Raw genomic sequence first — 14,044 nt, forward strand, 5'->3', positions numbered from 1 at the left:
CGTGACGAGGCCGGCGCCGGCACGCAAGGCGCCGCGCGCGGCGAGACGCGCCGCGCCCGTGTGTGCGAGCGCGCCGGAGAGGACGAGCGCATGCCCGCGCTTATATTTGTGGCCGTCGACATGCGGGCGCGGGAAATGCGGGCCCCAGAGCGCCGGGCCATTGGCGAAGGTCTGCGGCTTGATCGTTGCGAGGACCTGTTCGGGAATGCCGATATCGACAAGGCTGATCTCGCCGCAATGGATCTGGCCGGGCAGCAGCAGATGACCCGGCTTCAGCCGGAAAAACGTCACCGTTTGCGCCGCTTCGACGGCGACGCCGCGCACCTGCCCCGTCGAGCCATCGATGCCCGAGGGAATATCAACGGCGACGATCGGCTTGCGTGTGCGGTGCGTCCAATCGTTGAGGCGCAGAATGGCCGTGCCGGCCTCGCCCTCGACGTCGCGGGTAAGGCCGGCACCGAAGATGGCCACGACCGCGAGATGCGCATCTTCGAGCGGCACTTTGTCGAAGCTCAGGATGTCGCCCTGCCAGCCTTCCGCCGCCCAAGCCGCATCGCCTTTGAGATGATCGCGCGCACCGAGCAGGCCGAGCGAAACTTGAAAGCCTTCGCCGCGCAAATGCCGCGCAGCAACGAAGCCGTCGCCGCCATTGTTGCCGGGACCGCAATAAACAACGATGCGGCCGCTCGGCGCCGCCCGACCCGCCATCAGCCGCGCCGCGGCCTTGGCGACGGCCTCGCCGGCGCGCGCCATCAAGATCGTTCCCGGTACCCCCGTTGCGATCGCCAGGCGATCGGCCTCACTCATCTGCGCCGTCGTCAGCAATTCAGGCGGAAAAAAGCGCGACAACATGACCCAACCTCGTTCCGGCTCTCAGCGTCTCAACTCGCAAAGAATCGAGACATAGGCGTGGCGCGCGACGGTCTTTTGAACCGCCGATCAAAATCCGCACTTGTTGACATTGCATGGCACCGCGGATAACCAAAACGATTACCGAAAAGTTGAGCGTCGTCCACTTTCGGCGCGCGTATCCTGCTCTTCGGAGCATCCCCGGTGAATGTGAAACCCCGCAAAGCCAAATTCGGAATCGGCCAAGTCGTCCGGCATCGGAAATATCCCTTCCGCGGGATCATTTACGATGTCGATCCTGTGTTCGCGAACACCGACGAATGGTGGCTTGCCATTCCCGAAGAAGTGCGGCCGCGCAAGGACCAACCCTTCTACCATCTCTTCGCCGAGAACGCCGACACCGAATATGTCGCCTATGTCTCGGAGCAAAACCTGCTGCCCGACACATCGGGCGATCCCGTTCGGCATCCGCAGGTCGAAGAAATGTTCACCCGCGCCGAAGACGGCGGGTATCACGTCAAGATGGCGCGGCTGAATTAGCCTGCCGGTCCGGGCGGGAGGGCATCGCGCCCTGCCCGCGTCTCTCGAACTCGCGCGCCTTACTTGCTTGCTGGTGGCGCGGCGCCGCCCGTCGCGCCGCCCTTTTCGGCCTGCAGGCGCTTGCGCTCCTCTTCGGCGCGCTTCTTGAGCTCGTCCTGGAATTTCTGCTGCTCCGCCTGCAGGACCTTGGGGTCCACGGCCGGACCGTCGAATGCGTCGCCGAAGCCCGCGAGCGGCACTTCGAAGGTCACTTCATTGTTGGCTTGGTTGCGCACCGCAATGCTGAGCGTCGTCCCCTTCTTCATGTCGGCGACGGTCGGCCCCTTGATCTTCGATTCCGCAAAACATCCGTTCGGGAAACATATCTCGAACGTGCCGTCGAGCGTCTCGCCCTTATCGACCCAGAAGCGGAACCCCGGGCGCAGCATGAGCCCGACCGGCATCAGCAGGCGGACGATGCGTGTGTCCTCGCCGCGGATATCGTAGACCGCGACGGCGATCACCGGGGGCTGATTGGCCTGGGCGCTGAAGTCGCGCGTCGTATAGCAGACGTCGCGATTGGCGGCCTGGTCATGGCCGCAGACCTTCGTCCACTTGGTCTGCGTGCCGATGAGGTCCAACTTGAGAGGGCCTTGCGGCTGCTGCTGTTGCTGCGGCGGGGTCTGCGCCTGCGATTGAACCACGCCGGCGAGAACAAACAAGGAAGTCAAGCCAGCAAAGCCAAGACGCATCAACGAGGACGCCATAGAGAAACCTTTCCGGTGAACGACGCTCGGCCCAAATAGCCGCCAGCGCGGGGTCAGATACAGCATTTGTCAGCCGCGGGCCACAAAGACGCGAAGCTTGGCCGTCAGTCAAGAATGGCGTGGCGGAATCGCCCGCGATTGCGGCGACAAATTGGCTGTCGGCGGCGATCCGTCGGATTCGTCGCGCTTTTGGCAAATTTGCCGCGTCTTCGCCGCAGAAATCGGTGAAAATTCGAATTCATGAACGGGTCTCTGCCGCGCTGCGGTGAAAATCCGTTTCACGCTTTCGCGCGCCAGGCTCTAGACTCGCCCCATGCAATCTGAAGCGATTCGCCGTCTTCAGGATCGGTTTTGCAACCTGAGCTGGCGCCAAGCCCTGCTCCGGCTGCGCGGCGCTCTCGGCGCGAGTGTAACGGCGCTTGCGACGGCGGCCTTCGGCATCGCCAGTTCGGCCCCGGCGCCGCCGTCCTACGCCATTGCCATGCATGGCGATCCGGCACTGCCGCCCGATTATAAAAATTTTCCCTATACCGATCCCGCGGCGAAAAAGGGCGGCAAGCTGACGCTCGGTTACCTTGGCACTTTCGACAGCCTCAATCCGTTCAACATCAAATCCGGCTCCGCGGCGCAAGGCTTGGTGCCCGCCGTGTTCCAGACCTTGATGGCGCGCTCGATGGACGAGCCATTCACGATGTATGGCCTGATCGCCAAAAGCATCGAAACGGACGATGCGCGCGATTATGCCCTGTTCCATCTCGATCCGGCCGCGCGTTTCGCCGACGGCTCGCCGATCACCGCAGCGGATGTGCTGTTCACCTTCGACTTGCTGAAGACCAAGGGCCGACCGCAACAGCGCAGCGCCTATACGCTTGTCAAAAGCGTCGAGACGCCCGATGCCGAGACAATCCGCTTCGATTTTCCGGGCCTCGGCGATCGCGAATTGCCGCTGATCCTGGCGTTGATGCCGGTGCTGTCGCGCAAAGCGACCGATGCGGTCGATTTCGAATCTGCGAGTTTCGACATTCCGCTCGGCTCGGGCCCCTACCGGATCGTTGCCGTCGAGCCCGGCCAGAAGCTCGTCTTGGCGCGCAATCGCCGCTATTGGGCCAAGGATTTGCCGAGCCAGCGCGGGCTCTTCAACTTCGACACGATCGAGTTCGACTATTTTCGCGACCCGAACAGTCTGTTCGAGGCCTTTCGCGCCGGCCTGATCGACTTTCGCATCGAGACCGATCCGGCGCGCTGGACGACGGGCTATGATTTCCCGGCGCTGCGCGATCACCGCGTCGCGACCGACAGCCTGCCGATCGGCGGCCCCAAAGGCATGGACGGTTTCGTCTTCAACACCCGCCGCGACTTCTTCAAGGACGTGCGGGTGCGCGAAGCGCTCGGCATGATGTTCGACTTCGAGTGGGTGAACGCCAATCTCTTCGACGGGCTTTATACGCGCAGCAAAAGTTTCTTCGACGATTCGATCTTCACGTCGGCCGGCCGGCCGGCGAGCTTTGCCGAACGGGCGCTGCTGAAGCCGTTTCCGGGCGCGGTGCGGCCCGATTTTCTCGAAGGCCTCTGGCACCCGCCGCAAACGGACGGCTCCGGCCGCGACCGGCTCTGGCCGCTGCGCGCGCTGACCCTTCTCGGTTCTGCCGGTTATCACGTGACCAATGACAGATTGGTCCGCGACGGCCGTCCGCTGAGTTTCGAGATCATGGTCGAGGACCGCATGCAGGAGCGGCTCGCCCTCGACTATGCCGATTCCCTCGCCCGCATCGGCGTCGAGGCCCGCGTGCGGCTTGTCGATGAGGTGCAATTCCAGCGCCGGCGGCAGAATTTCGACTTCGACATGATGATCGGCTCGTGGCTGGCCTCGGCTTCGCCCGGCAGCGAGGAGCGCACGCGCTGGGGCTCGGCGGCGGCCGACGAGCCGGCCTCCTTCAATCTCGCCGGCGTCAAGTCGCCCGCGGTCGATGCCATGATCGAAGCCTTGCTGGCGGCCAAATCCGAGGACGATTTCGTGACCGCCGTCCGGGCGCTCGACCGGGTCCTGCTGTCCGGTTTTTACATCGTGCCGCTCTATTATTCACGAAATCAGTGGATTGCGGCTTCGACTACGCTTGCCAGGCCGATGAAATTACCGGCCTACGGATTTCCGACGCTCGATGACACGCTCGATTCCTGGTGGAGGAAGAAGCCGTGAACGTGATGCAGCCCCGCGACGCCATGATCGCCCCGCGCGACACCCTGACGCCGCATAGTCTCGACATGCTCGTCTCGGGCGCAGCCCGGCTGCGGCCGGATGCGCTGGCCTTCGCCGACCGGGCGAGCCCTTGGCCCTACGGCATTGTCGCAGCCCATGTTGCGGCTCTGGCGCGGATTTTTGCCGATTGCGGGCTCGATGCCGGCGAACGGATCGTGATCGTCGGCGGCGCCGAAGTCTCGGTTGCAACCGCCACGATTGCGGCTCTGCGCGGCGGCTTCGTGCCCGCTTTGGCGCCGGTCGATCTCGATGCCGGGGCATTGTCCGCCTATGCCGAAGCCGTCGGTGCCGCGGCCGTTGCTGGCCCGGCCACCTATGGCGAGTTGGCCCCGATCGAGACCTGCCTGGCAGCCGCGGCCGCGGTTCCCTCGATCCGGCTGGTCGGCAATTTCGGCCCCGGCGAGCGCGACGGCGCGATCGATCTGGGGGTCGGCGCCATGCTGCAATACGCTGCCCAGCACCCGGACTTCGGCATCGAACGCGGCAAGCCGCTTCCGGCGGAGCCGCCGCCGATCATCACCTATGACCGCCGCCATGCGCGTCCGGTGCAGCATCGCCAGTCGGCCTTGCTCGCTGCCGGGCTCGATTTCGTCGCCCGTGTCCGCATCGGCCGGGTGACGCCCATCCTGACGACGCTCGCGCCGGTCTCCGCCGCGGGCTTTGTCGCCGGCCCCTGCGCAGCGCTTTTATCCGGCGCCCCGCTCTATCTGCACGGCCCGTTCGCCGAGGAAGATTTCCTGGCGGCGCGCAACCAGGCGGAAGCGGCGCATCTCGTCCTGCCGGTCGGCCTGGCGAGCGATTTCGCCGGAATTTACGACGGCCTTGCCTCGGTCGTGCTGGTCTCGCGCCTGACGGCGGGCGCGGCCTTTCGGCCGCCGCCGGCGATCGAGGCGCCGTGCCAAGTCCTGGATCTTTACGCGACGGACGAAACGAGCGTCATCGCTGAGCCGCGCCGCAATCATGTGCCGGTGCCGCCGGCCGCCGAGCCGCATTTCATCGGCTTTGAGGAATCGCGCATTTTGACGTTTGAAAAGGCAGCGGATTCGGACGGCGCGCTGGCCTTCAGAGGGGCCGCGGTGACGCCGGCCTCTTGATCGGGCATAGTCCGCGCCCCGCTCCGGCCGCGCCAAGGAGGCGTGATGTTTGGTCTGGCCGCACTCGTCGTTCTGGCTGCCGCCTTCTTCTTCGCGACCTGCAAAGTCGCGAACCAATATGAGCGCGCCGTCGTCTTCCGGCTCGGCCGCTACGTGCGCACGGCGGGGCCCGGGCTTTATTTCCTGATCCCTTTTGTCGAATGGCAGGTGAAAGTTGATCTGCGCACGCAGACGACGGCGGTCGAGCCGCAGGAGGCCATCACCCGCGACAATGTGCCGATCAAGATCAATGCCGTCATCTGGCGGCGCATCATCGATCCGAAACTTGCGGTCATCGAAGTCACCGACGTCGGCAACAGCGTCGTGCAAGTGGCCGTGACCGCCTTGCGCAATGTGATCGGCCAGCATTCGCTTGACGAAGTGTTGAAAGAACAAGCCGCGGTCTCCGAAGCCTTGCAGAGCATGATAGATGTTGTGACCGAGCCTTGGGGCGTGAAGGTCGAGCGCGTGCAGATGAAGGACGTCGAAATCCCCGAAACCATGCAGCGCGCCATGGCGCAGGAGGCCGAAGCCTTGCGCGAAAAGCGCGCGCGGCAGATCAAGGCGGAGGCCGAGGTCGATGCGGCGCGGCTCTTACGTCAGGCGGCGGAAACCATTATGCAAAGTCCCGCCGGCCTTGAACTGCGCCGCATGCAGATGATCACCGAGGTCGGCGCCGAGCAGAATTCGATGACCATCATCATGATGCCGAGCGAATTCGTCGAAATGGCGCGCGCCATTGGCGCCGGCGCGGCACGCCGAGAATGACAATTGCATGAGCCAACCATCCTGCGGGAACACCGATCGAACAAAGTTAAAATGCCAGTGAAAGCCAAAGATACAGCGCTGATCGGCGTCGTCACCGTCTCCGACCGGGCGAGCCAAGGCCTCTACAAGGACGAAAGTGGTCCGGCGATCGTTGCCTATTTGAACCGCATTCTGACCTCGCGCTTCGCGATCATGCACAAGGTCGTCCCGGATGGCTTTGAATCCGTGCGCGATACGCTGATCGATCTCGCCGACAACGAGGGCTGCGATCTGATCCTGACGACCGGCGGCACCGGACCTTCGCCGCGCGACCTGACGCCGGAGGCGACGCTGGCCGCGGCGCCGCGCGAGCTGCCGGGCTTCGGCGAAGCGATGCGCGCCGAAAGCCTCAAGGACGTCCCGACCGCGATCCTCTCGCGCCAGCGCGCCGCGCATCGCGGCCCCTGCCTCGTCATCAACCTGCCGGGCAAGCCGGCGGCGATCGAAACATGTCTCAATGCCGTCTTCCCCGCGGTGCCCTATTGCCTCGATCTGATCGGCGCGGCGCGGCTTGAGACGGACCCGACGTTCATCAAATCCTTCCGGCCCAAATCATGACGATGCGCGCCTCGTCTTCCCCGGATGAAACAGCCGAAGCGCGATTTCGGTCGCTTGTCGCCGGCTATCGCCCGCTCGCCAATGTACCGGACGAATTCATCGGCGCCGATGGCCGGCCGCGATCGCATTGGGTGAAGTTTTTTCACGCGTTGAGCGAACTCGGCGCCGCCGAGATCGACCGCCGTTTTGCCACCGCCGACCGCAACATCCGCGACACCGGCGTCTCCTATCGCGCCTATGGCGACACGAGCGAGCGCGCCTGGCCGCTAAGCCATCTGCCGCTGTTGATCGAGGCAGACGAATGGCGCGCCATCGCCGCCGGGGTGACGCAGCGCGCGCGCCTCCTCGAAGCCGTGGTCAGCGACATCTACGGCCCGGCGACGCTCGTCGAGAACGGCGATCTGCCCGCAGCGGCGGTGACGGGCTGCGCCGACTTCCTGCCGCAGCTGCAAGGCCTCAAGCCGCCGTCCGGCAATTTCCTGTTTCTCTATGCCGCCGATATCGGCCGCGGACCGGACGGAAGCTGGTGGGTGATCGGCGACCGCACCCAGGCGCCGTCGGGCGCCGGCTATGCGCTGGCGAACAGATTGGTGCAGTCGCGCGCCTTTCCGGCGCTCTATCGCGACATGAATGTCGAAAGACTGGCGCCGTTCTTCCAGGCCTTCCGCGACGGGCTGATCGGCGCCGCCTCGCATGCCGATCCGCGCATCTGCTTGCTGACGCCCGGGCCCTATAACGAGACCTATTTCGAACAGGCCTATCTCGCCCGCTATCTCGGCTTCCTGCTCGTCGAAGGCGGCGACCTGACGATGCGCGACAACGAGATCAATGTCCGCACTATTGCCGGCCTGAAACGCGCCGATGTGATCTGGCGGCGCATCGATTCCGATTTCGCCGACCCGCTCGAACTCAATGCGCGCTCGCGCCTCGGCGTGCCGGGCCTTGTCGAGGCTCTGCGCGCCGGCGGCGTGGTGATGGCCAATGGGCTCGGCTCGGGGGTGCTCGAAGCGCCGGTGATGATGAGTTTCCTGCCGCGGCTCTGTCGGCGCATCCTCGGCGAAGATCTGCTGATGCCGAATGTCGCGACCTGGTGGTGCGGCCAGCCGCGCGAGCGCGAGCGGGTTCTGGCACGGCCCGACCGGATGGCGATCGCCGGCGCCTTCGGCAATCCGGTGCTCGGCTACCCCGCCAATCAGGCGATCGTCGGCGCTTCGCTGACCGGCGACGAAAAACAGCGGCTCCGCGCCGAGATCGACCGGCGCGGCGTCGATTTCGTCGGCCAGGAGGTGGTCAATCTTTCGACGACGCCGGTGTGGGAAAACGGCAGGCTGGAGCCGCGCCCCTTCGTCCTGCGCGTCTATGCGGCGCGCACGCGCGACGGCTGGGCGATCATGCCCGGCGGCTTCTGCCGCATCTCCGGACGCCCGGATGCCCGCGCCGTCTCGATGGGCGAGGGCGTGCGCTCCGCCGATGTCTGGGTGCTCGCCGACGGGCCGGTCGAACACGTGACGCTGCTGCCGACCGACGAGACGGTGCGCATCCGCCGCGTCATGGGCCATCTGCCGAGCCGCGCCGCCGACAATCTGTTCTGGCTCGGCCGCTATCTCGAACGCGCCGAAGCGACGCTGCGGCTCATCCGTTGTCTCGCCGGCCGCCTGATCGAAACCGATACCGCCGGCAATGCCCGCTCGGCGATCGAGCGGATCGTGCGCCTCTTTATCGCCTGGGGCACGGTGCCGGCCAAGGCCTCGGCCGAGGTCATGCATCTTGCCGCGACGGGCCTGCATTCGAACAAGGAATTCGGCTCGGCCTTGGCGCTGGTGCGCGACGCGCATCGCGCTGCCTCCTTCATCCGCGAGCGGCTTTCGACCGACACCTGGCGGCTGATCGAGCAATTGCGCATGGGGCTCGACCGCGACGAAGATGCCTCGCTGACCGAGGCCGAAGCCTTCGAGCGCGCCAATGCGGCGCTCGAGACGATTGCCGCCATCGCCGGCCTTGCGCAGGAAAACATGAATCGCGGCGCCGGCTGGCATTTCGTGCAGATGGGCCGGCGCATCGAGCGCGCCATCAACACCTGCCGCTTCGCTCGCCATTTCGCCCATCCCGAGGCGCCGGTCGAAGAACTCGACATTCTGCTCGACCTCATCGATTCGCCGATCACCTACCGCTCGCGCTACATGATGGGCGTCGCGCTCGGCCCGGTGCGGGACATGGCGGTGCTCGACCCGTTCAACCCGCGCTCCGTCGCCTTCCAGGTCGAGAAATTGAACGGCCATATCGCCGAACTGCCGGTCTTGGCCGAGGACGGCATGCTCGAAGCGCCGCGCCGGCTCGCCCTGCAACTCGCCGCCGACATTTCGACGACCCTCGCCGACAAGCTCGACATCAACCGCACGCTCGCCTTCGAAAATGCCCTGCTCGCCCTCGCCGAGGCGATTGCGGCCCGCTATTTTCTGCAAGGCCCGCACGTGGCGCGGGCGGATACCGCGAGCGGCTTGGCGTGATCTACGACATCAAACACGTCACGACCTACGAATATGGGTCGACGGTGACGTTCAACTATTGCGCCCTGCGCCTGCTGCCGCTGGATGGGCCGGGCCAGCGCGTGCTGCAGACGCGCCTGATGATCGATCCGGCGCCGAAGGAGCTGCACGAGCGTACCTGCTTCTTCGGCAATCGCGTCACCTCGATGATGATCGAGACGGCGCATCGTCAGCTCCTCGTCGAGGCGACCTCGGTCGTCGAGATCGACCGGCGGCCGCCGCCCGATCCCGCCTCGACCGGCGCCTGGGAATTCGTCCGCGAAGATGCCTTCGCCAGCCAGTCGCTCGGCAACCGCTCGCCGGCGCATTATCTGCACCCGAGCCGCTATGTGCCGCGCTTTGCGCCGGCGACGGCCTATGCGCGCGAGAGCTTCAGCGACGGCCGTCCGGTGCTCGAGGCCGCCGTCGAACTGATGCGCCGCATCCGCAAGGATTTTGTCTACGACCCGACCTCGACCGTCATCTCGACACCGCTGTCGCAGGCCTTCGCGCAGAAATCCGGCGTCTGCCAAGACTTCGCCCATATCATGATCGCCGGGCTGCGCGGCTTGGGCCTGCCCGCCGCCTATATCTCCGGCTATATTCGCACCATCCCGCTCGACGGCACGCCGAAGCTCGAAGGCTCCGACGCCATGCACGCCTGGGTCTCGCTCTGGTGCGGCGAACGCCTCGGCTGGATCGGGCTCGATCCGACCAACAGCACGCTCGTCAACAACGACCATGTCATGCTCGCGGAAGGGCGCGACTATGCCGACATCTCGCCGGTCGCCGGCATCGTCACCGGCGCGGGCGAACAGGAGATCGACGTGAAAGTCGATGTCGTGCCGCGGCGGGGGTGACTTGCCCTAAAAAAGTTCGACCACGGGCTTGCGGCGCCTTCGTTCAGATATTATGGTTTGGGTGTCTGACTCGTTCTTCCATGGCATACCGCCATCGGGATCGCGGGACGGTTGGATGATAGGAGATTATCATGACGCGTTCTGATTCGCGGCAGCCGCTGCTGCTCGACTTCCCCTTCCATAATATTCGGAATATCACCTCGCCCGAAGACGCGGCAGCGGGGCGTAAGATTTATGTCGGTACCGCACCGGCGCCGAGCGTACTCGATCTACCCAACGACGAGAACGTCCGCGACTACATCCCCGATGCAGGTGGTCGCAAGCGTCACACTTTGACCTCGGTTCACCGCGCTATGTTCGATACTTTGCGCAGCGATGCATCTTCGTTTGCCGTGAAAAACGGCGGCGTTGTTATCGTCGCGAGAGAAGTCGAGATCGACGAGAGCAAAAGGAAAGCAAAGCTTCTATCCCCGAGCCTTATAAACGGCGCGCAGACTCAAGGCGTTTTGCAGGAATTCTACGACGACCTTCCTGCCGAGCAGGAACCACCGTCCGTCAGCATTAAATTTGAAATCGTCGTCACCAATGATGATACATTTATTGGTGAAGTTTCTATCGCTCGAAACTCCCAAAATAATGTCGATCCACTTAGCATCGCAGGCAAGAAAGGCGTTTTGGACGACCTGAAAGCATCCATGCTGGCGGCAAATCCGTCTTGGAAGATTCGCTTAAACGAAACGGATGGTGGCGAGGGATTTATTGATACACAAAAATTGCTCCAAGTTACGATGGCTTTGATTCCGCCTTCGCTCTGGCCAATTGAAAAGGACCAGGACAACCCGAACAAGGTCTTCACTTATTCCATGCGCGCCAAATGTCTGAAAGACTTTCAGAATTTGTTCAACGTCGCGCATACCGTGGGGCAAAAGGACCATCAAAAGGCTAAGGAAGTCTATGACTTTGTCATCGAGATGGCACCCAATGCTTGGGCAATTTATAAACGCTGGAAGAGCCATCAGGGATTCATCGGCACCTTCATTCAACAAGGCGTGGTCCGTGACGGGAACAAGATTGTTGACGTGGCGGATGGCATTATCTTTCCAATTCTGGCTGCCTTATCCGTGTTCGTCGAACGTACATCGAGCGGGTGGGCCTTAGTTCCGCCCGCTTTGTGGGAAGAGAAGGACGGAATTTTCCTGCCTCTCAAGGAAGTACTCAAGAGTGACTCGGTCAAAGGCAATCCTTGGAATCTCGGTAAACATCGTGACTCCTGGACAATGCTGTTTAATCAGACGCGAAATCACAAACGACTTGTGGAAAAATTCGCCAAAGCGAATGCTTAATAAGCCCACGCTGCGCTGACAGTTGCGGGAACTTTTAGCAAAGTTCTCGCAACCTTCGCACTTTCACTTCACCACCCGCATCGGGCAGCGCGCTCGATGAATGATGGGGTCGGCGCGACCGCACCTACCGTGCGGCAACGAGCGCGAGATATTCCCAGACCATCGTCGCCGCCGCCAAGGCGGTGATGTCCGCATGGTCATAGGCCGGCGCGACTTCGACCACGTCCATGCCGACGAAATCGATCCCGCCGAGCTGACGCAGGATGGCTTGCGCCTGCCATGTCGCGAGGCCGCCGATTTCGGGCGTGCCGGTGCCGGGCGCAAAGGCGGGATCGAGCACGTCGATATCGAAACTCAGATACGTCGGGCCTTCGGCGACGACCGAACGGATCGTCCTCGAAAGATAACTCGGTGTCGCGAGATGCGCGTCCTCCGCGGTGAGAATCGTCACCCCTTTCGAGAGCGTCCAATCGAAGACGTCTTTCTGAACCGGCGAACGGATGCCGATCTGGATCATGCGGCGCGGATCGACCAGGCCTTCTTCGATGGCGTGAAAAAAGACCGAGCCATGCGCATAGGCCTGGCCGAAATTATCGCGCCAGGTATCGACATGCGCATCGAAATGCACGAGCCCGAGCGGCCCTTGCTTTTTTGCCAGCGCGCGCAAGAGCGCCAGCGTGATCGTATGCTCGCCGCCGAGCGCCGCAAGATGCGCGAGCGGCGCCGCCTGTTTCTCGATCAGCGCGAGGCTCGCGGGCAGATCGCCGAGCAGAAGTTCGAAATTGCCGATGTCGGCGGGCTGCAAGTCGGCGGCAGGATCGACCCAGTGCTGAGGATGCGCGCCATCGACGAGCATGCGGCTGGCGCGCCGGATCGCCTCGGGACCGAAGCGGGCGCCGCTGCGGTTGGTCGTGCCGATATCGAGCGGAATGCCGGCGATGCAAATGGCCGAAGTGCGCGCCGTGTTGCTGACGCCGAGGAAGGTCGGCGGCAAAGCGAAGGTCGGCGGCTCGCTCATGCGGCCCCGCCCGTCATCGACGCCTCAAAGCGGAAAATCGCGACCGCCACGGCACAGGTCCACAGGCCCTCGCTGTCGCCTTCCGTCGCGGCGGTGATCGACGTGCTGTCGAAGACATGGCCGCTCGCCTCATAGACTTTGCGCCGCTCGTTCCAGGCGGCATTGGAATCGAAATCGATGCCGAGCGTCGTCGCCAGCATGGTGGCGGCGAGGTCTTCGGCATAATCGCCGCTCTCGCTCTCGGTCATGCCGAAGCCGTGGTATTCCGAAACATACCCATAGATCGCGGGATCGACCGGGCGCGCGAGCCCGACGCTCGCATGAATGCGCCGCCGCGGCTCGTTGGTCTCGGCCCGCGCCAAGACGCAGAAGGTAATCTCGCCCGGACGCAATGTCTCGATGCCTTCGGCGGCGGCGATGAGCCGGCATCCCGGCGGGACGATCGACGACACGGACACAAGGTTCTGCTGCTCGATATCGGCGTCGCGCAAAGCAAACTCGAAGGCGGTGAGCTGGTCGCGATGAACGCCAACGCCGCGGGTGAGGAAAACATGGGTCGGTACGGGAAACATCGATGGGCCCTCGAAGATCCGACGCTGCGTTTACCGGGCGCACGTGCCGAGAATGCGACAGGGGCTTGCGACGATGAGCAATGACTCTGGAGCGGCGCCATTGCGTCGTCTTAGGTTTATCCGAAAATTGGCTTGACCTCAGCATCATTTAAATCCGCCAATATCCGACCGATTTCCCCCGAAGGCTCCGCATTGTTCCGGAAATTGGCCGGCGATATTTGACGGGACCCCATGCCGGAATGTGAAAGTTGGTTTTTACATTGAGGGATCACCTAATGAGCCGGGCGATACTCTTGAAGAGCTGGCCGATAGGATGGCAAAGGACGTTCTTCAAAAAGCCGCGGCCGCGCTTTGGGCCTTTCGAGCGCGCCTAGACGGCGCTCAATTTCAAACATGTCCACCGCGATCGCGAAGAATTGGGACAATCTAGTCGAGATGGACGAACAGCGCGTGGAAGAAATCGCCGATTGAGATGGCCTGTTATCAAAATCATCTATTTTCCGCAGTGTTTCCGATATGCCGGTGCTTCCTTGCGTGATAATTGCAAGCATACGCCATGTGATGCTCGGTGGGCGTTGGAAAATACTTTGACCGGTTGCAGGGATTGAGCTTCGCTACTGTTGGCGCATTCGCTAATGTTGGCGTAGGAGCAAAACCCGGGATAAGCACGAGCATCGCGAGACCAATCATTAAACGCTTCATGACGTCCTCCTCCGGCGTTGAGTGGGACGAAATTCGTATATTGATCCCGTGGTGCGCGAGATGATCTTGATCAAACCTCCTCTTGATCAAACCTCCTCTTATTCCGCAATTCTGCAGGGGCTGGTCCCGTCAAG

The 14,044-nt window shown here is 63.2% G+C and carries 12 protein-coding genes; 8 read left to right on the forward strand and 4 right to left on the reverse strand.

Annotation, left to right across the window (positions count from 1 at the left end; translation table 11 throughout):
* The coding region (locus Q0025_RS03950; RefSeq protein WP_297296238.1) for an NAD(P)H-hydrate epimerase at nucleotides 1-852 on the reverse strand (852 nt) is incomplete at its 3' end.
* A 207-nt stretch (nucleotides 853-1,059) separates the two neighbouring features.
* On the opposite strand from Q0025_RS03950, the gene hspQ reads away from it, so the two are divergent.
* Nucleotides 1,060-1,389, forward strand: coding sequence for a heat shock protein HspQ (hspQ, locus tag Q0025_RS03955; protein ID WP_297296376.1), 330 nt, complete (start codon nucleotides 1,060-1,062; stop codon nucleotides 1,387-1,389).
* A 59-nt stretch (nucleotides 1,390-1,448) separates the two neighbouring features.
* Here hspQ and Q0025_RS03960 read toward each other — a convergent pair whose 3' ends face one another.
* Complete coding sequence (locus tag Q0025_RS03960; RefSeq protein WP_297296240.1) at nucleotides 1,449-2,099, reverse strand: invasion associated locus B family protein; 651 nt, start codon at nucleotides 2,097-2,099, stop codon at nucleotides 1,449-1,451.
* Between the two features lie 349 nt (nucleotides 2,100-2,448).
* Between Q0025_RS03960 and Q0025_RS03965 the strand changes: the two genes are divergently transcribed.
* The 7 genes from Q0025_RS03965 to Q0025_RS03995 all read left to right on the forward strand — a co-directional run bounded on the left by Q0025_RS03965 (nucleotide 2,449) and on the right by Q0025_RS03995 (nucleotide 11,618).
* Nucleotides 2,449-4,332 (forward strand): extracellular solute-binding protein, encoded by a 1,884-nt coding sequence (locus Q0025_RS03965; RefSeq protein ID WP_297296242.1) that lies wholly within the window; start codon nucleotides 2,449-2,451, stop codon nucleotides 4,330-4,332.
* On the forward strand, nucleotides 4,329-5,486 hold the full coding sequence (locus Q0025_RS03970; RefSeq protein WP_297296244.1) for a hypothetical protein: 1,158 nt from the start codon (nucleotides 4,329-4,331) through the stop codon (nucleotides 5,484-5,486). The genes Q0025_RS03965 and Q0025_RS03970 overlap by 4 nt, the downstream gene beginning before the upstream one ends.
* A 45-nt stretch (nucleotides 5,487-5,531) precedes the next feature.
* The gene (locus tag Q0025_RS03975) at nucleotides 5,532-6,293 is read left to right on the forward strand and encodes an SPFH domain-containing protein (RefSeq protein WP_297296246.1); all 762 of its coding nucleotides are present in this window, start codon (nucleotides 5,532-5,534) and stop codon (nucleotides 6,291-6,293) included.
* Nucleotides 6,294-6,344: 51 nt separating this feature from the next.
* Complete coding sequence (gene mog, locus Q0025_RS03980; protein ID WP_297296248.1) at nucleotides 6,345-6,890, forward strand: molybdopterin adenylyltransferase; 546 nt, start codon at nucleotides 6,345-6,347, stop codon at nucleotides 6,888-6,890.
* The gene (locus Q0025_RS03985; RefSeq protein WP_297296250.1) at nucleotides 6,887-9,397 is read left to right on the forward strand and encodes a circularly permuted type 2 ATP-grasp protein; all 2,511 of its coding nucleotides are present in this window, start codon (nucleotides 6,887-6,889) and stop codon (nucleotides 9,395-9,397) included. The genes mog and Q0025_RS03985 overlap by 4 nt, the downstream gene beginning before the upstream one ends.
* Complete coding sequence (locus Q0025_RS03990; RefSeq protein WP_297296252.1) at nucleotides 9,394-10,275, forward strand: transglutaminase family protein; 882 nt, start codon at nucleotides 9,394-9,396, stop codon at nucleotides 10,273-10,275. Before Q0025_RS03985 ends, Q0025_RS03990 begins: the two co-directional genes overlap by 4 nt.
* Nucleotides 10,276-10,406: 131 nt before the next feature.
* Nucleotides 10,407-11,618, forward strand: coding sequence for an AIPR family protein (locus Q0025_RS03995; RefSeq protein ID WP_297296254.1), 1,212 nt, complete (start codon nucleotides 10,407-10,409; stop codon nucleotides 11,616-11,618).
* Nucleotides 11,619-11,742: 124 nt separating this feature from the next.
* On the opposite strand, the gene speB is transcribed toward Q0025_RS03995, so the two are convergent.
* Both speB and Q0025_RS04005 read right to left on the reverse strand, forming a co-directional pair.
* A complete protein-coding gene (gene speB / locus Q0025_RS04000) occupies nucleotides 11,743-12,636 on the reverse strand; it encodes an agmatinase (protein WP_297296256.1) in 894 nt (297 codons plus the stop codon).
* Nucleotides 12,633-13,208 carry an arginine decarboxylase, pyruvoyl-dependent gene (locus tag Q0025_RS04005; protein WP_297296258.1) on the reverse strand — a complete coding sequence of 192 codons (576 nt, stop codon included), beginning with the start codon at nucleotides 13,206-13,208 and terminating at the stop codon, nucleotides 12,633-12,635. The genes speB and Q0025_RS04005 overlap by 4 nt, the downstream gene beginning before the upstream one ends.
* Nucleotides 13,209-14,044 lie beyond the last annotated feature (836 nt).

Origin of the sequence: uncultured Methylovirgula sp., assembly GCF_947646745.1 — a bacterium.
GTDB lineage: Bacteria > Pseudomonadota > Alphaproteobacteria > Rhizobiales > Beijerinckiaceae > Methylovirgula.